This window comes from Pseudomonas sp. 8(2025) (assembly GCF_052665325.1).
On record NZ_JBQOIE010000001.1, the window covers coordinates 610,557 to 626,294 of the forward strand.

15 protein-coding genes and 1 riboswitch are annotated in these 15,738 nt (G+C 62.2%); of the genes, 7 read left to right on the forward strand and 8 right to left on the reverse strand.

All coding sequences use genetic code 11. From position 1 onward, the window contains the following. Positions 1-75: 75 nt before the first annotated feature. Positions 76-1,482 carry an adenosylmethionine--8-amino-7-oxononanoate transaminase gene (locus tag ACUXVH_RS02930; RefSeq protein WP_401333054.1) on the reverse strand — a complete coding sequence of 469 codons (1,407 nt, stop codon included), beginning with the start codon at positions 1,480-1,482 and terminating at the stop codon, positions 76-78. A 317-nt stretch (positions 1,483-1,799) separates the two neighbouring features. Here ACUXVH_RS02930 and ACUXVH_RS02935 point away from each other — a divergent pair, with 317 nt between their 5' ends. Continuing rightward, complete coding sequence (locus ACUXVH_RS02935) at positions 1,800-2,351, forward strand: cytochrome b (protein WP_011063977.1); 552 nt, start codon at positions 1,800-1,802, stop codon at positions 2,349-2,351. 32 nt (positions 2,352-2,383) lie between these two features. Then, on the forward strand, positions 2,384-2,980 hold the full coding sequence (locus ACUXVH_RS02940) for a YceI family protein (protein ID WP_011063976.1): 597 nt from the start codon (positions 2,384-2,386) through the stop codon (positions 2,978-2,980). Between the two features lie 417 nt (positions 2,981-3,397). On the opposite strand, the gene ACUXVH_RS02945 is transcribed toward ACUXVH_RS02940, so the two are convergent. From ACUXVH_RS02945 to ahcY, 4 genes are all read right to left on the reverse strand, one after another. Continuing rightward, positions 3,398-5,266 (reverse strand): DEAD/DEAH box helicase, encoded by a 1,869-nt coding sequence (locus tag ACUXVH_RS02945; RefSeq protein ID WP_011063975.1) that lies wholly within the window; start codon positions 5,264-5,266, stop codon positions 3,398-3,400. 223 nt (positions 5,267-5,489) lie between these two features. Beyond that, positions 5,490-6,305: a substrate-binding periplasmic protein gene (locus tag ACUXVH_RS02950; RefSeq protein ID WP_011063974.1), complete on the reverse strand. Its 816-nt coding sequence runs from the start codon at positions 6,303-6,305 to the stop codon at positions 5,490-5,492. 124 nt (positions 6,306-6,429) lie between these two features. Then, entirely contained in the window at positions 6,430-7,275 is an 846-nt protein-coding gene (gene metF, locus ACUXVH_RS02955) for a methylenetetrahydrofolate reductase [NAD(P)H] (RefSeq protein WP_053160300.1), read from the reverse strand. A gap of 189 nt (positions 7,276-7,464) precedes the next feature. Beyond that, positions 7,465-8,874, reverse strand: coding sequence for an adenosylhomocysteinase (ahcY, locus tag ACUXVH_RS02960; RefSeq protein ID WP_445493865.1), 1,410 nt, complete (start codon positions 8,872-8,874; stop codon positions 7,465-7,467). A 21-nt stretch (positions 8,875-8,895) separates the two neighbouring features. After that, a riboswitch (S-adenosyl-L-homocysteine riboswitch) is annotated at positions 8,896-9,002 on the reverse strand. Positions 9,003-9,201: 199 nt separating this feature from the next. On the opposite strand from ahcY, the gene ACUXVH_RS02965 reads away from it, so the two are divergent. Both ACUXVH_RS02965 and ACUXVH_RS02970 read left to right on the forward strand, forming a co-directional pair. Continuing rightward, complete coding sequence (locus ACUXVH_RS02965; RefSeq protein ID WP_011063971.1) at positions 9,202-9,606, forward strand: acyl-CoA thioesterase; 405 nt, start codon at positions 9,202-9,204, stop codon at positions 9,604-9,606. Positions 9,607-9,679: 73 nt separating this feature from the next. Then, positions 9,680-10,567 carry a formate/nitrite transporter family protein gene (locus ACUXVH_RS02970; protein WP_125062316.1) on the forward strand — a complete coding sequence of 296 codons (888 nt, stop codon included), beginning with the start codon at positions 9,680-9,682 and terminating at the stop codon, positions 10,565-10,567. Here the strand turns inward: ACUXVH_RS02970 and ACUXVH_RS02975 are convergent, their stop codons facing one another. Beyond that, positions 10,568-11,827 (reverse strand): cation:proton antiporter, encoded by a 1,260-nt coding sequence (locus tag ACUXVH_RS02975; protein ID WP_011063969.1) that lies wholly within the window; start codon positions 11,825-11,827, stop codon positions 10,568-10,570. Positions 11,828-12,138: 311 nt separating this feature from the next. Between ACUXVH_RS02975 and ACUXVH_RS02980 the strand changes: the two genes are divergently transcribed. Both ACUXVH_RS02980 and ACUXVH_RS02985 read left to right on the forward strand, forming a co-directional pair. Then, complete coding sequence (locus tag ACUXVH_RS02980) at positions 12,139-12,972, forward strand: EamA family transporter (RefSeq protein WP_011063968.1); 834 nt, start codon at positions 12,139-12,141, stop codon at positions 12,970-12,972. A 35-nt stretch (positions 12,973-13,007) separates the two neighbouring features. Further along, positions 13,008-13,391, forward strand: a complete 384-nt coding sequence (locus ACUXVH_RS02985; protein WP_011063967.1) for an MAPEG family protein — start codon at positions 13,008-13,010, stop codon at positions 13,389-13,391. A gap of 43 nt (positions 13,392-13,434) precedes the next feature. On the opposite strand, the gene mltA is transcribed toward ACUXVH_RS02985, so the two are convergent. Further along, complete coding sequence (mltA, locus tag ACUXVH_RS02990) at positions 13,435-14,610, reverse strand: murein transglycosylase A (RefSeq protein ID WP_445493869.1); 1,176 nt, start codon at positions 14,608-14,610, stop codon at positions 13,435-13,437. 132 nt (positions 14,611-14,742) lie between these two features. On the opposite strand from mltA, the gene ACUXVH_RS02995 reads away from it, so the two are divergent. Beyond that, entirely contained in the window at positions 14,743-15,192 is a 450-nt protein-coding gene (locus tag ACUXVH_RS02995; RefSeq protein WP_011063965.1) for a c-type cytochrome, read from the forward strand. Between the two features lie 39 nt (positions 15,193-15,231). On the opposite strand, the gene ACUXVH_RS03000 is transcribed toward ACUXVH_RS02995, so the two are convergent. Further along, a complete protein-coding gene (locus ACUXVH_RS03000; RefSeq protein ID WP_011063964.1) occupies positions 15,232-15,627 on the reverse strand; it encodes a DUF1090 domain-containing protein in 396 nt (131 codons plus the stop codon). Between the last annotated feature and the right edge of the window lie 111 nt (positions 15,628-15,738).

The following is a 15,738-nucleotide window of genomic DNA, read 5'->3' on the forward strand; positions in this document are numbered from 1 at the left end:
TCTGTTGAATGTGAATCGGTGGAAAGCGTTCTGTGGCGAGGGAGCAAGCTCCCTCGCCACAACTAACGACCTGCTCTAGCCCGGATCGCGAAAGCCGGGGTGGAAGTCCTTGGGCACCGCCACGCTGACCTGGTCGCGGGTGGCGATATCGATGCCTTCACTGGCGACTTCGGCGAGGAAGTCGATCTGTTCCGGGGTGATCACGTACGGCGGCAGGAAATACACCACGCTGCCCAGGGGACGCAACAGGGCGCCGCGTTCCAGGGCGTGCTGGAAGACTTTCAGGCCGCGGCGTTCCTGCCAGGGGTAGGCGGTCTTGCTGGCCTTGTCCTGGACCATCTCGATGGCCAGGACCATGCCGGTCTGGCGTACTTCGGCAACGTGGGGGTGGTCCACCAGGTGCGCGGTGGCGCTGGCCATGCGCCGGGCAAGCGCGTGGTTGTTCTCCACCACATTGTCCTGCTCGAAGATATCCAGGGTCGCCAGGGCCGCGGCACAGGCCAGCGGGTTACCGGTGTAGCTGTGGGAGTGGAGGAAGGCGCGCAGGGTCGGGTAGTCGTCGTAGAAGGCGCTGTAGACATCGTCGGTGGTCATGCACGCGGCCAGGGGCAGGTAGCCGCCGGTCAGGGCTTTGGACAGGCACAGGAAATCCGGGCGGATGTCGGCCTGCTCGCAGGCGAACATCGTGCCGGTGCGGCCGAAACCCACGGCGATCTCGTCATGGATCAGGTGCACGCCATAGCGGTCGCAGGCTTCGCGCAGCAACTTGAGGTACACCGGGTGATACATGCGCATGCCGCCGGCGCCCTGGATCAGCGGCTCGACTATGACCGCGGCCACTGTTTCGTGGTGCTCGGCCAGGGTCTGCTCCATGGCGGCGAACATGTTCCGCGAGTGTTCTTCCCAGCTCATGCCTTCGGGCCGCAGGTAGCAGTCCGGGCTCGGCACCTTGAGGGTGTCCAGCAGCAGGGCCTTGTAGGTCTCGGTGAACAGCGGCACATCGCCCACTGACATGGCGGCGATGGTTTCGCCGTGGTAGCTGTTGCTCAGGGTGACGAAGCGCTTCTTGTTCGGTTGGCCGCGGTTGATCCAGTAGTGAAAGCTCATCTTCATCGCCACTTCGATGCATGACGAACCGTTGTCGGCGTAGAAGCAGCGGGTCAGGCCTTCGGGGGTGATCTTGACCAGGCGCTCGGACAACTCGATCACCGGCTGGTGGCTGAAGCCGGCGAGGATCACGTGTTCCAGCTGGTCCACCTGGTCCTTGATGCGCTGGTTGATGCGCGGGTTGGCGTGGCCGAACACATTGACCCACCAGGAGCTGACCGCATCCAGGTAGCGTTTGCCTTCGAAGTCTTCCAGCCAGACGCCTTCGCCTCGCTTGATGGGGATCAACGGCAGCTGTTCGTGGTCTTTCATCTGGGTGCAGGGATGCCACAGCACCGCAAGATCGCGTTGCATCCACTGGTTATTCAGGCCCATGTACAGTCTCCTGGAAGCGGCCCGCCAACGGCGCGGGCGAACAATCGGGCAAGCCTATGCAATGCATGGCCGCGGGACAACCTATTGTGCAAGACGCGCCACGGCGTGATGCGTCAGGTGCAAAGACGCCGCCTGCAAGACCCAGGGCACGGCACGAGGGAGCAAGGAGGCTGGCTTGGCGTGAGGCTTAATCTTTTCTTAACGCGCTCGGTCCAGACTACTGATCGTATTTCTCGATATTTCAAAGCAAAAAATTCCGCTTTAATTCGATAGGTAAATCGCTAGTCTTGATCTGCGTTTCTTACAGGATGCAACTGATGCAGTTACGTAATTCTTCTTCTCGCTATGGTTGGGTCAGCATTGTTCTGCACTGGGGCGTGGCCCTGGCGGTGTTTGGTCTGTTCGCCCTGGGCCTGTGGATGGTCGGCCTCGACTACTACAGCACCTGGCGCAAAGACGCGCCGGACCTGCACAAGAGTATCGGCCTGACACTGTTTGCAATCATGCTGCTGCGGGTGTTGTGGCGGTGGGTCAGCCCACCGCCGCCGGCCCCGGCCAACCATGGGCCGCTGACCCGCCTGGGGGCCAAGCTGGGGCATGCGTTCCTCTACCTCGGCCTGTTCGCGGTCATGATTGCCGGTTACCTGATCTCCACCGCCGACGGCGTGGGTATCCCGGTGTTCGGCTTGTTTGAAGTTCCTGCCCTGATCTCCGGACTACCGGACCAGGCAGATGTAGCAGGTGTGGTGCATCTGTACCTGGCCTGGGCACTGGTGATCTTTGCCGGTATCCATGGCCTGGCTGCGCTGAAGCACCACTTTATCGATCGTGATGCGACCCTTACCCGTATGCTGGGTCGCAAAGCCTGATGTTCAACCTTGACTCAAAAGGAATAGAAAGCATGTTGAAAAAGACTCTCGCCGCTCTGGCAATCGGATCTGCTGTATTGGCGGCCGGTCAAGTGATGGCAGCGGACTACGTGATCGACAAGGAAGGCCAGCACGCCTTCGTCGACTTCAAGATCAGCCACCTGGGCTACAGCTTCATCACCGGTACCTTCAAGGACCTGGACGGCAAGTTCAGCTTTGACGCGGCCAAGCCGGAAGACGCCAAGATCGAAGTCAACGTGCGCACCGCCAGCGTGTTCACCAACCACGCCGAACGTGACAAGCACATCACCAGCAAGGACTTCCTGGACGCTGGCAAGTTTGCCGACGCCAAGTTCGTCTCCACCAGCGTCAAGCCCACCGGCAAGAACGCCGACGGCAAGCTGACCGCTGACGTGGCCGGCGACCTGACCCTGCACGGCGTGACCAAGCCGGTCGTGGTCAAGGCCACCTTCCTGGGTGAAGGCAAGGACCCATGGGGCGGCTACCGTGCCGGCTTCGAAGGTACCACCAGCATCAATCGCCAGGATTTCGGCAAGATGATGGACCTGGGCCCGGCCTCCAACAATGTTGACCTGTACATCAGCTTCGAAGGCGTGAAAGCGAAGTAATGCTTCGTCTGTAGCCGCTGCCGCAGGCTGCGACAAGGCCCGCAGGGCCTTCGCGATCTCCCCCGCACAGCCCTTATAGGACTGATCGCAACCTGCGAAAGCAAAAAAACGCCCCCGACCACAAACCGGGGGCGTTTTTTATTGCCCGTCATGAAATGCGGTAAACCGGTCAGATCCTGGCGCCGGGTTCCCCGTCGTTCGCAGCCTTCGGCAGCGGCTACAGAGAGCGTTCTCGGCCACAAACCGGGGGCGTTTTTTATTGCCCGTCATGAAATGCGGTAAACCGGTCAGGTCCTGGCGCCGGGTTCCCCGTCGTTCGCAGCCTTCGGCAGCGGCTACAGAAACGCCCTCGACCAGCCACCATGAAAAACGCCCCGGGCCTTGCGGCCAGGGGCGTTTTTCATTTCAGCGCGAGGCTCAGCGGTTGCGGGTCAGCAGCGCCGGCTTTTCGCCCCGTGGACGGCTTGGCAACTGATCCAGCTGCTCAGGCGTCGGGAAACGATCGGCCTTGGATTCCTTGTGCATGATCTTCGGCTGGTTGCCCCGAGGATTCTGCACGGCCGGTTCCTGGCGTGGCTGATCGTCACGGTTCGGGCGGCGATTGCGCGGCTCGTCGCGACGGCCCTGGCTGTCACGAGGGGCGCCGTTGCGCGGGCCGCCACTGCGCTTGGCCGGCGCGGTGCCGGTGGTGCTGCCGTTGCTGTTGCGCGGGTTGCCGGAACGACCCTGGCCACCACCGGCACCGCCGCGTGGCGGATTGCCAGCGCCCGCACCCTGGGCCGGAGCCCCTGGACGGCGGCCGCGGCCCTGGTTGTTCTTGTTCTGGTACGGGCTGACGTAGTCAGCGCGGTTACCGAAGTTGTCCACGTCGTCGTCGAGGAACTCGTCCGGTGCGCGATCGGCACGGGGCGTCGGTTGACGCTGTTCGCGGGCCGGGGTGCCTTCACGAGGCTTCTGCTCGCGGGCCGGGCGTTCGCCACGGGCGGGTTTTTCCTTGCCGCCCTTGTCCTTGCCCTTGTCCTTGCGACCGCCACCACCGCCACCACCGTTCGGGCCATCGCCGCGTGGGCCACGGGGATTGCGCGGGTTGCGCACATCCGGACGCTCGCGCACTTCCGGCTTCTCGGCTTCCACTGCGCTGGCATCGAAGCCCATCAGGTCACCGTCGGCGATCTTCTGCTTGGTCATGCGCTCGATGCTTTTCAGCAGTTTCTCTTCGTCCGGAGCCACCAGGGAGATGGCTTCGCCGGAGCGACCGGCACGGCCGGTACGGCCAATACGGTGCACGTAGTCTTCGTCGACGTTAGGCAGTTCGAAGTTGACCACGTGAGGCAGTTGGTCGATATCCAGGCCGCGAGCGGCGATATCGGTGGCGACCAGGATCCGCACTTCGCCAGCCTTGAAGTCGGCCAGCGCTTTGGTACGGGCGTTCTGGCTCTTGTTGCCGTGGATCGCCACAGCGCTCAGGCCGTGCTTGTCCAGGTACTCGGCCAGGCGGTTGGCGCCGTGCTTGGTCCGGGTGAACACCAGGACCTGTTCCCAGGCGCCGGCGGTGATCAGGTGCGCCAGCAGGGCACGCTTGTGGCTGGCCGGCAGGCGGAAGACCCGCTGCTCGATACGCTCCACCGTGGTGTTCGGCGGGGTCACTTCGATGCGCTCGGGGTTGTGCAGCAGCTTGCCGGCCAGGTCCGTGATGTCCTTGGAGAAGGTCGCGGAGAACAGCAGGTTCTGGCGCTTGGCCGGCAGGCGGGCGAGGACTTTCTTGACGTCATGGACGAAGCCCATGTCGAGCATGCGGTCGGCTTCGTCGAGAACCAGGATTTCCACGTGGGACAGGTCGACGCTGCCCTGGCCAGCCAGGTCCAGCAGACGGCCGGGGCACGCCACCAGCACATCGACGCCACGGGCCATGGCCTGAACCTGCGGGTTCATGCCGACGCCGCCGAAGATGCAGGCGCTGACGAACTTCAGGTCGCGGGCGTACAGCTTGAAGCTGTCATGCACTTGCGCGGCCAGCTCGCGAGTGGGGGTCAGGACCAGTACGCGGGGTTGGCGCGGGCCATGACGCTGGGATTTGTCCGGATGACCGTTGGGAAACAACCGTTCCAGGATCGGAAGGGCGAAACCGCCGGTTTTACCAGTACCTGTCTGTGCCGCGACCATCAGATCGCGACCTTGCAACACGGCGGGAATGGCCCGCTGTTGCACCGGAGTAGGCTGGGTGTAGCCGGCGGCTTCGATGGCGCCGACTAAAGCCTCGGAGAGACCGAGGGAAGCAAAGGACATGAGTAATCCTGTTTTAGTGAGGGCTTGGCCCAAAGGGATAATCTTGCCGGGCGTGAATGGCGTTTAAGAGGACGCAATCCCGTCCGGTCCTGCTGGCCTGAAGGGTCATTCACCGGCGGCTCGCGCGGGCCGGTTGGCTGCGCCGTAGCGGGGTGGAGAGGCCTTGAACAGGGTCCAGCGTCCGGGCGTGAGCCTGGCGGGAGGCCGGAGTATAACAGAGCAATCAGTGTGCGCTGCTTTCCTGCTGCTCAACGGTTTTTTCTGACTCGCGGGTTGATGAAGACCTGACCGGCGGCAGGGCAGGTTCAGCACCGTACTTGGCGCTCAGTTGGGCGTAGGCCGGTTCGCGCTTGAAGCGCTTCAGTTCGGCGCCGAAGCGCTGTACCAGCAGGTCCATACCGGCATTGCGGCGCACGGCCAGGTATTGGCTCTGGCGGCTGATGACAGTGGGGTTCTGGCTGACCTGGTCACGCAGCCCCAGGCTGTCCAACAGGTGCTGGCCGACCCGTTTGTCGGTAATCAGCAGGTCGATCCGCCCCAGCAGCAGCTTGCCGAAATTGGCTTCGTGGGTGGGGGCCGGCTCGCGGTTGAACAGGGTCGAGTTGCTGAAATCGTCGCTGTACAGATAGCCGGGGGAAGTGCCGATGGTCAGGCCCTTGAGTTCGTTCAGGCGCTTGAACGGGTGCGGGCGCTGGTTGGCATAGAACATCACGAACTCCACGTCCGAGAGCGGCTCGTTGGGGTAGAGCAGGGTGCCGTCGCGCTGGTCGCTGTGGAAGATGTCCAGGGCGCCATCGGCCTGGCCGGTTTCCAGCATCGCCAGGCAGCGTTTCCAGGGCAGGAACTGCCACTGCACCTCTATGCCCAGGCGCTGGAAGACAATGGCGGTGGTTTCGTAGTCCAGGCCCTTGGCCGTGCCATTTTCCTCATAGACATAGGGCGCCCAGGGTTCGGTGACAATGCGCAGCTTCTCGCCATGGGCGGCAAGGCTCAGGCAAGTGCAGAGAAAGGTGGTCAGCAACCGGGCTATGACGGACATTGCTGGAGATTACGACGAGAGATCATGCAATTGCTAGAGGCAGTTCCGGACGCTCTAGCTCAAGGCTGCTGCAAACAAAAAGGCCCCGGTTTTCACCAGGGCCCGGAGCTTGGGTTGCAGCCTGTCAGCGTGGCAGCTGGAGGTTGTTCCAGATCGCCAGGCTCGGGTCGGCCTGGTTCAAGGTATAGAAGTGCAGCCCGGGTGCGCCGCCCTGGAGCAGGCGTTCGCACATGTCACTGATTACCTGTTCACCGAAGGCCTGGATGCTGGCGCTGTCATCGCCATAGGCTTCCAGCTGCTTGCGGATCCAGCGCGGAATCTCTGCGCCGCAGGCGTCGGAGAAGCGCGCCAGCTTGCTGTAGTTGGTGATGGGCATGATGCCCGGCACGATCGGGATGTTCACGCCCATCTTGCGCACGCGCTCGACGAAGTAGAAGTAGCTGTCGGCGTTGAAGAAGTACTGGGTGATCGCACTGTCGGCACCGGCATTGGCCTTGCGCACGAAGTTGACCAGGTCTTCCTCGAAGTTGCGCGCTTGCGGGTGCATTTCCGGGTAGGCGGCGACTTCGATATGGAAGTGGCTGCCGGTTTCCTCGCGGATGAAGCTCACCAGGTCATTGGCGTAGCGCAGTTCACCGCTGGCCATGCCCATGCCCGAAGGCAGGTCGCCACGCAGGGCGACGATGCGCTTGATGCCGGCTGCCTGGTACTGCTGCAGCAGGCCGCGCAGGTCGTCCTTGCTGTCGCCGACGCAGGACAGGTGCGGCGCCGCAGGGACTTTAACTTCGCTCTCCAGTTGTAGCACGGTGTTGACCGTGCGATCACGGGTCGAGCCGCCGGCACCGTAGGTGCAGGAAAAGAAATCGGGGTTGTAGCCGGCCAGCTGACGGGCAGTGGCGAGCAGTTTTTCATGCCCAGCATCGGTCTTGGTGGGGAAGAACTCGAAGCTGTAGCGACGATCTTTGGACATGGAGGGGACCTCCAGTTGCAAGTAACAGGCGGCAAGCGCCAAGAAAAAGCGGAGGTGCGCTGGTTTCTCGTGCCTGCAGCCTGCTGCTTGAAACTGCTATAGCGATTAGGGCAAGCACCAGGTCAGTTGCAGCAAGCAGAGCTTTTGGCTCTTTGCTTGCCGCTGATGACTTGCCGCCTGCAGCTGCTCTTAGTAGCGGTAGGCGTCTGGCTTGAACGGGCCTTCGACGGTTACGCCGATGTATTCAGCCTGTTGCTTGGTCAGTTGAGTGACCACGCCGCCGAAGCCGCGAACCATTTCCAGGGCCACTTCTTCGTCGAGTTTCTTCGGCAGTACTTCAACAGTCAGGCGCTCGGCTTTCTGGGCCGGCGACAGGTCGGCGTACTTCTGGCCGAACAGGAAGATCTGTGCCAGGACCTGGTTGGCGAACGAACCGTCCATGATGCGGCTTGGGTGACCGGTGGCGTTGCCCAGGTTCACCAGGCGGCCTTCGGCCAGCAGGATCAGGTAGTCGTCGTTCTGTGCATCGAAATCGCCAGGGCCGGTGCGGTGGATCTTGTGCACCTGTGGCTTCACTTCTTCCCATGCCCAGTTCTTGCGCATGAAAGCGGTGTCGATTTCGTTGTCGAAGTGGCCGATGTTGCAGACCACGGCACGCTTTTTCAGGGCCTTGAGCATGTTTGCGTCGCAAACATTGACGTTACCGGTGGTGGTCACGATCAGGTCGATCTTGCCCAGCAGGGCTTTGTCGATGCTGGCTTCGGTGCCGTGGTTGATACCCTCGATGAACGGCGAAACCAGCTCGAAACCGTCCATGCAGGCTTGCATGGCGCAGATCGGGTCCACTTCCGAAACCTTGACGATCATGCCTTCCTGACGCAGGGACTGGGCCGAGCCCTTGCCCACGTCACCGTAGCCGATGACCAGCGCTTGCTTGCCGGACAGCAGGTGGTCGGTGCCGCGCTTGATGGCGTCGTTCAGGCTGTGACGGCAGCCGTACTTGTTGTCGTTCTTGCTCTTGGTCACCGAGTCGTTGACGTTGATCGCAGGAACCTTCAGCTCGCCCTTGGCCAGCATGTCCAGCAGGCGGTGCACGCCGGTGGTGGTTTCTTCGGTCACGCCGTGAACGCGGTCCAGTACCTGTGGGTACTTGTCGTGCAGCAGCTGGGTCAGGTCGCCGCCGTCGTCGAGGACCATGTTGGCGTCCCAAGGCTTGCCATCCTTGAGGATGGTCTGCTCCAGGCACCACTCGTACTCTTCTTCGGTCTCGCCTTTCCAGGCGAACACAGGAATGCCGGCAGCGGCGATGGAGGCTGCGGCCTGGTCTTGAGTCGAGAAAATGTTGCAGGACGACCAGCGTACTTCGGCACCCAGGGCAACCAGGGTTTCGATCAGCACGGCGGTCTGGATGGTCATGTGGATGCAGCCGAGGATCTTGGCGCCCTTGAGTGGCTGTTCAGCCAGGTACTTGCGGCGCAGACCCATCAGGGCCGGCATTTCCGATTCGGCGATGATGGTTTCGCGACGACCCCAGGCAGCCAGGGAGATGTCGGCGACTTTGTAGTCGGTAAAACCTGCAGGCGTGTTTACAGCGCTCATCAAGAGCCTCCATTCGTAGTGTGCGAATGGGCGCCGTTGTGCGTTTAGTGTCCATACAGGGAGCCCTGTACCAACAACGCCCCATCCGAGCCTGACAGGTCATGCCTGCTGCAGCGCCCCTCGGACAGGTGGCGGGAAAACGGTATCAAATGCAGATGACCGTTTTGAAACGGTGGCGATTATAGCCGCCTGAGCCAGACTTCCAAAAGTGTTTATGTCACCTGGATGAAGATCGTTAATCGCGACCATAGTCGATGTTGCATAGAGCATGACTGCCCGGTCTGCCATTATGCCGGGCATCAATTGGCAGGACGGTCAGGAGTGCATATGAATTTCCACACCCGCAAGTGGGTAAAACCCGAAGACCTCAACCCCAACGGCACGCTGTTCGGCGGCAGCCTGTTGCGCTGGATCGACGAAGAAGCGGCGATCTACGCCATTGTCCAGCTGGGCAACCAGCGAGTCGTGACCAAGTACATCTCGGAAATCAACTTCGTCAGCGCCTCGCGCCAGGGCGACATCATCGAGCTGGGTATCACCGCCACCGAGTTCGGTCGCACCTCGATCACCCTGACGTGCGAAGTGCGCAACAAGATCACTCGCAAATCCATTCTCACGGTGGAGAAGATGGTCTTCGTCAACCTGGGGGAAGACGGCCTGCCGGCGCCTCACGGCCGCACCGAAATCAAATACGTCAAAGACCAGTTCAAGGATGACGCTTCCGACGCCTGATGCCTTGCGCAGAAAGGAACAGCCCTGAGCCCAGCGTGTCGTAGCTAAATGACCCGCCTGGTTCAGGAGCCTTATGGACGCGCAAAAAGATGGCAAGACCCCCGGCCTCTCTGCTCAAGAGCAGCATGAGGTCGACCAGAACCAGCCGCCCCGCGCGGCGGTCCTGCATGAAATCATCCGCACCCAGGGCGACCAGGAACTGGAGCGCAGTGTCGCAGCCCTCTGGTGGTCGGCCCTGGCTGCCGGCCTGACCATGGGCCTGTCGCTGATGGGCATGGGCCTGCTCAACTCCCGCCTGCCCGACGGCGAGGCCTTCAAGGTCATTGCCAGCTTTGGCTACTGCGCGGGCTTTCTGGCGGTGATTCTGGCGCGCCAGCAACTGTTCACGGAAAACACCCTGACTGCCGTGCTGCCGGTGATGAGCAAGCCGAGCCTGAACAACTTCGGGCGCTTGCTGCGCTTGTGGGGCGTGGTGCTGGTGGGCAACCTGTGCGGCACCCTGCTGGTGGCCTATGTGATGCTGCACTTGCCGATTTTCGACGGCAAGACCGATCAGGCCTTTCTGGAAATCGGCCGCAAGGTCATGGAGAACGACAGAGCGCAGATGTTCGCCAAGGGCATCATCTCCGGCTGGATGATTGCCACCATGGTCTGGATGATCCCGTCCATGGAGAGCGCCAAGCTGTGGATCATCATCCTGATCACCTATCTGATGGCGCTGGGGGATTTCACTCACATCGTGGTGGGCTCGGCGGAAGTGTCCTACCTGGTATTTGCCGGCGAGTTGCCGTGGCGGGATTTCTGGATGGTGTTCGCCGGGCCGACCCTGGCCGGGAATATCATTGGAGGCAGTTTCATCTTCGCCCTGATCAGCCATGCCCAGGTGCGTAGTGAAAGTGGCAAGCCGAACAGGAACGCGGACCGGGCACCGGCGCCCGATCCGCGGCAGATCAAGAAATGATCAGTGGGCCTCGGCCTTGGCCGCCGGGGCATCCTGGGTGACATGGCGCACCAGTTTGCCGATGGTCAGACCCTGCAGCAGGATCGACGACAACACCACGATGTAGGTGATGCTCAGCACCAGGTCACGCTCCGGCCCCAGGGGCAGGGCCAGCGCCAGCGCCACCGAGACGCCACCGCGCAAGCCGCCCCAGGTCAGCACGCGGATAGTGCCCCGGGGCACGCTGCGCCAGCGCCGCAACAGGAGGATTGCCGGGGCCACGGTGAGCACGCGAGAGAGCACGATGGCCACGGCCAGCAGGCTGGCGGCCGCCAGGTGCAGCCAGTTGAATGGCAGCAGCAACAGCTCCAGGCCGATCAGGGCGAACAGCAGGGCATTGAGCATGTCGTCGAGCAACTCCCAGAAACCGTCCAGGTAGCGCCGGGTCATGTCGTTCATCGCCAGGTTGCGTCCCAGGTTGCCGATGATCAGGCCGGCCACCACCATGGCAATCGGCGCCGAGACGTGCAGCTCGCTGGCCATCGCCGAACCACCGATGACCAGGGCCAGGGTCAGCATCACTTCGATCTGGTGCTGCTCGATGCTCTTGATCATCAGATACACCAGGTAGCCGATCAGCCCGCCGAACAGTACGCCGCCAATGGCCTCATGCACGAACAGCCAGGCCGTGGCAGCCACGGTCGGGGTTTCCCCCAGTTGAGCGATGCCCAGCAGCACGGTGAACACCACTACCGCGGTGCCGTCGTTGAACAGCGATTCGCCGACGATGGTGGTCTTCAGTGGCTTGGAAGCGTTGGCGGTACGCAGCACGCCCAGCACGGCAATCGGGTCGGTGGGGGAAATCAGCGCGCCGAACAGCAGGCAGTAGAGAAAGCTCACGTGCCAGCCGAACAGGCCGAAGATCCAGTAGGCCAGGCTGCCGATGACGAAGGTGGCGATCAGCACGCCGACCGTGGCCAGCAGGCCGATGGGCCAGCGGTAGCTGCGCAGGTCGTTGAGGTTGACGTGCAGGGCGCCGGCGAACAGCAGGAACGACAGCATCCAGTTCATCAGCAGATCGCCGAAGTCGATCTTGCCAATCAATTCTTCCACATGTTCTTCCAGGCCGGGGTAGCCCAGGTAGCTCAGGCCTTGCAGCAGCAGCGAGAACAGCAGGGCGGTGACCATCACGCCGATGGTCGGTGGCAGGCCGATAAAGCGGAAGTTGACGTAGGTGAGCAGCGTCGTCAGGCAGATAAAGGCAGCGACAAGTTCAAGCATCCGGACTCCTTTGGATGATTACAGAAAAAGCGACCTGAATGCTTTCAGGCTAAGGGTTTGATGTACCGGCGTCGGCGAGGGACACAGTTTTCGCCATCGTCGCCTGACCGCAGCCATTGACCACAGCCTCGACCCGACGTTGCAGGCACTTGGGGAAAAGTACCTCGAACATGCCCATGTTGCCGAATTGGCTGCTGGCACTGCCAAATGCGCCGGTAGCCCGTGCAAGCAGGGCCGCAGGCATGCGAGGATTCCCGGCTTCTGCCCGGATGTGCGGTATCCGGCTTTTTCAGGCAACCAGGGAGTGCAAGGTGCTGGCGACAAGTCTGGTTTTGGTGGCGGCGTTGTTGCACGCAGCCTGGAACACCCTGATCAAGTTCAGTGGCGAGCGCTTGCTGGTGGTGGCCTGCATGGACACCGTGGCCCTGCTGTTCGTGGCCATCATGCTGTTTTTTCTCGAATCCCCACCACTGGAGATCTGGCCCTGGATCATCGCCTCGGCGGCATTCGAGCTCTTGTATCGCTATCTGCTGATCCAGGCCTATCGCGTGGGGGATCTCGGGCTGGTGTACCCGTTGATGCGCGGACTTTCGCCATTGGTGGTGCTGGCGTTGACCCTGGTCTTCGCCGGCGAGGCGCTGAGCACTCAGCAGGTCCTAGGCATTCTGCTGATTCCCTTCGGCATGCTCTGCCTGCTCTGGCAGGGCGGCGGTGGGGCGCGGTTGCCCTGGTCGATGCTGCCGGTGGTGGCGCTGATCGGCCTGTGCATCGGTTGCTACACCTATATTGACGGCCAGGCGCTGCGCCGCTGGTCGCACCCGCTGGATTATCTGACCTGGGTCACGCTGCTCAGCGCCTGGCCCTTTCCGCTGGTGGCGGTGGTCTGGAAGCGCCCGGCCTTTGCCCTGTTCTGGCGCGAGCAGTGGCGCCTGGGGCTGAGCGTCGGGTTTTGCGTGTTGTTCAGCTACGCTCTGGTGCTTTGGGCCATGCAACTGGGATCGATCGCCGAAGCGGCTGCGTTGCGTGAAATCAGTGTGATCCTGGTGGTGCTGTTCGGCATGCGCTACCTGAAAGAACCTTTCGGCCGGCCACGGCTCTTAGCCTGTGGACTGGTGCTGATTGGCATGTTGGTGATGAAGTTCTGAAGGCTCCCTAAAAACTCTAAAAAAGGATTTGCTCCATGACTGTCGCTTTCTGGTGTGTGTTGATTGCAATCATCCTGCCCTATCTCTGTACTGCCATCGCCAAGGGCGCCGGCAAATACGGGCTTCGCTACAACCATGACCCACGGGCGTTCCTGAGTACTCTGGAGGGTTTGCCCAAGCGTGCCCACAACGCGCAGCTCAACGGTTTCGAGGTGACCCCGGCATTCGCTGCGGCGGTGATCATCGCCCATGTAGCAGGTAACGCCGAGCTGGTGACGATCAACGTGCTGGCGGTGCTGTTTATCACCAGCCGCCTGCTGTACATGATCTGCTACCTGGCGGACTGGGCGATCCTGCGGTCCCTGGTGTGGTTCGTGGGCATGGGCCTGATCGCCAGTTTCTTCTTCGTTTCAGTCTGAGACACCCTTTTGCAGGAGCCGGCAAGCCGGCTCCCGCAGGGGCTCAAGGGGCGTCGGGCACTTCCGGCACCTTGGGCAGCGCTACGCCCTTGGGCCAGAGCATCCAGATCTGGCCCTGCTGCTTCATGTCTCCGGCCAGCTGCCCCGCCGCATCGCCCGTGCCCCAGAACAGATCGGCGCGCACCTCACCGGTGATTGCGCCGCCCGTGTCCTGGGCGGCTACCGGCCGTATCAGGCTGCTGCCATCCGGGCGGGTGGTGGACAACCACAGCAGGCTGCCCAGCGGGATCACCTTGCGGTCCACGGCCACGCTATAGCCTGACGTCAGCGGTACGTTCAACGAGCCCCGCGGGCCTTCATTGCTATCCGGGTTGCGGTTGAAGAACACGTAGCTGGGGTTGCTGCCCAGCAGCTCGGGAATCCGTGCCGGGTGGGCCTTGGCCCAGGCGGCAATGGTGCCCATGGTCACGTCCTCTTTCTTCAGCTCGCCCTGATCCACCAGCCAGCGGCCGATGGGACGGTAGGGGTGGCCGTTCTGGTCGGCATAGCCGATCCGCAATTGGCGCCCGTCATCCAGCTGGATTCGCCCGGAACCCTGGATCTGCAGGAATTGCAGGTCCATGGCGTCGGTCAGCCAGGCAATCACCGGGGCCTTGGTTCCCTTGCTTTCGATGGTCGCCGCATCGTCATAGGGCTTGAGTACCCGGCCTTCGAGCCGGCCACGCAGGCGCTTGCCCTTGAGCTCCGGGTAGAGGCTGTCCAGGGCGACGATGATCATGTCCTCCGGCACGCCGTATACCGGCACATTGGCCACCTGGGTCTGGGTCAGGCTGCCGGGATAGACCGGTTCGTAGTAGCCGGTGATCAGGCCGGTACTGCTGCCGTTGCCCGAGCGCAGGCCGTAGACCTGCAGGTGCTCCTTAAGAAAGCCGCGGATGGCCTCGGGGGTTTGCGGCACCGTCGCGGCTGCGGCGCAGGTGGCGCCCCACACCGGGTCGGCCTTGAGGCGGGTGCAGGCGCTGCGCCAGGAGCCGAAACCGGCCAGCAGGTCGTTGTCGGCGACGTTGGGCAGGGCGTCCCAGGTGGCGCTGTTGTAGGTGGCCAGGGCGTGGGTGGGGGCTGGCTTGGTATTGTCGCCGCCGTTGCAGCCAGCGAGCAGCGCCAGGGCCGGCAGGGCCCAGAGCAGATGGCGAGGCCAGCGGAGCGGGCTCGGGTTCATGCTGTATTTCCTTGAGAGGCTGCCCGCCGCATTGGTGATGGGGGACAACCCATATTATTAATAGGGCTATTGGTCTTTGCCGGGGAGGCGAGGATACTGGCCGCCGTTTCCGTGACCAGACCTGAAGCCACCATGACGCTAAAAAGACTTTCTGTTGTATTGCTGGCCTGCCTGACGCTTTCCGCCTGTGGCGGTGTCGATCCCAATTCTCCCCTGGGCCAGCGCAAGGCGATCTTCAAGCAGATGCTCAAGACCGGCGAGGACCTGGGGGGCATGCTGCGTGGGCGGATTCCTTTCGACGGCGCGCGCTTTGCCGAAGGCGCGGTGAAACTCGACAGCCTGTCCCATGAGCCGTGGAAGCACTTCCCCGAGGTCAAGGAAGAGGATCACAGCAGCGCCACCGATGACGTCTGGCGCAAGCAGGCGCGTTTCCAGGAGTTGGCCCGCACCCTGGAAGCCGCCACCGGTGAGCTGGTGACGATCAGCCAGGTCCAGCCCTACAAGGCCAGCAATCTGGGGCCGGCGGTGCAGAAGGTCGAGGATGCTTGCAGCGCCTGCCACAAAGAGTTCCGCAATCACTGATTGGCGGCTCTGCTGAGCAGGGCCGCGGCATCAGGTTGCTTACTTGTCCAGTTCGTCCAGGGCTTGCTGCAGTTCCTTGCGCGACTCGGCAAGCTTGTCCTTGCGCTTGTTGATCTTCTCCGAGTCACCTTTCTTCATGGCTTTTTCCAGGTCGGCCTGGCGTCGGCTGACCTCATGCTTGGCCTCAAGCACTTTGTTTTCCCGCTCTTTCTTCAGCGAGGCGTCGGTGCAGTGGGCGGTCACTTCGCTCAGGGCGCGCTCCAGGCCGGCCTGCTGATTGCTGTTGCCGTGGGCCTTGGCCTGTTCGATCTGGTTCATGATGGCCTGGCGCTTGGCGGCGCAGCCGGTCAGCTCGGGGGCCTGCTCGGCGGCCAGCAGTGGCGCGCTCATCAGGCTGCAGAGGGTCAGGGTGGCGAGCGATGGAAAAAGTTTCATTGAAGGCTCCAGGTGAAAAAGATCAAGAAATAAACAATAAAAATACTGACTGTTGTACCGGGAATGGGCTGTTGGAGCGTATTCCGGCTTGGGTGGTTCCACGTGCCATCG

Coding starts and splice junctions, on each gene's coding strand:
- metF (WP_053160300.1), bottom strand. CDS start 7,275: ATGTCCAAAGATCGTCGCTACAGCTTCGAGTTCTTCCCCACCAAGACC.
- mltA (WP_445493869.1), bottom strand. CDS start 14,610: ATGAACCCGAGCCCGCTCCGCTGGCCTCGCCATCTGCTCTGGGCCCTG.
- ACUXVH_RS02965 (WP_011063971.1), top strand. CDS start 9,202: ATGAATTTCCACACCCGCAAGTGGGTAAAACCCGAAGACCTCAACCCC.
- ACUXVH_RS03000 (WP_011063964.1), bottom strand. CDS start 15,627: ATGAAACTTTTTCCATCGCTCGCCACCCTGACCCTCTGCAGCCTGATG.
- ACUXVH_RS02975 (WP_011063969.1), bottom strand. CDS start 11,827: ATGCTTGAACTTGTCGCTGCCTTTATCTGCCTGACGACGCTGCTCACC.
- ahcY (WP_445493865.1), bottom strand. CDS start 8,874: ATGAGCGCTGTAAACACGCCTGCAGGTTTTACCGACTACAAAGTCGCC.
- ACUXVH_RS02995 (WP_011063965.1), top strand. CDS start 14,743: ATGACGCTAAAAAGACTTTCTGTTGTATTGCTGGCCTGCCTGACGCTT.
- ACUXVH_RS02970 (WP_125062316.1), top strand. CDS start 9,680: ATGGACGCGCAAAAAGATGGCAAGACCCCCGGCCTCTCTGCTCAAGAG.
- ACUXVH_RS02950 (WP_011063974.1), bottom strand. CDS start 6,305: ATGTCCGTCATAGCCCGGTTGCTGACCACCTTTCTCTGCACTTGCCTG.
- ACUXVH_RS02940 (WP_011063976.1), top strand. CDS start 2,384: ATGTTGAAAAAGACTCTCGCCGCTCTGGCAATCGGATCTGCTGTATTG.
- ACUXVH_RS02985 (WP_011063967.1), top strand. CDS start 13,008: ATGACTGTCGCTTTCTGGTGTGTGTTGATTGCAATCATCCTGCCCTAT.
- ACUXVH_RS02935 (WP_011063977.1), top strand. CDS start 1,800: ATGCAGTTACGTAATTCTTCTTCTCGCTATGGTTGGGTCAGCATTGTT.
- ACUXVH_RS02930 (WP_401333054.1), bottom strand. CDS start 1,482: ATGGGCCTGAATAACCAGTGGATGCAACGCGATCTTGCGGTGCTGTGG.
- ACUXVH_RS02945 (WP_011063975.1), bottom strand. CDS start 5,266: ATGTCCTTTGCTTCCCTCGGTCTCTCCGAGGCTTTAGTCGGCGCCATC.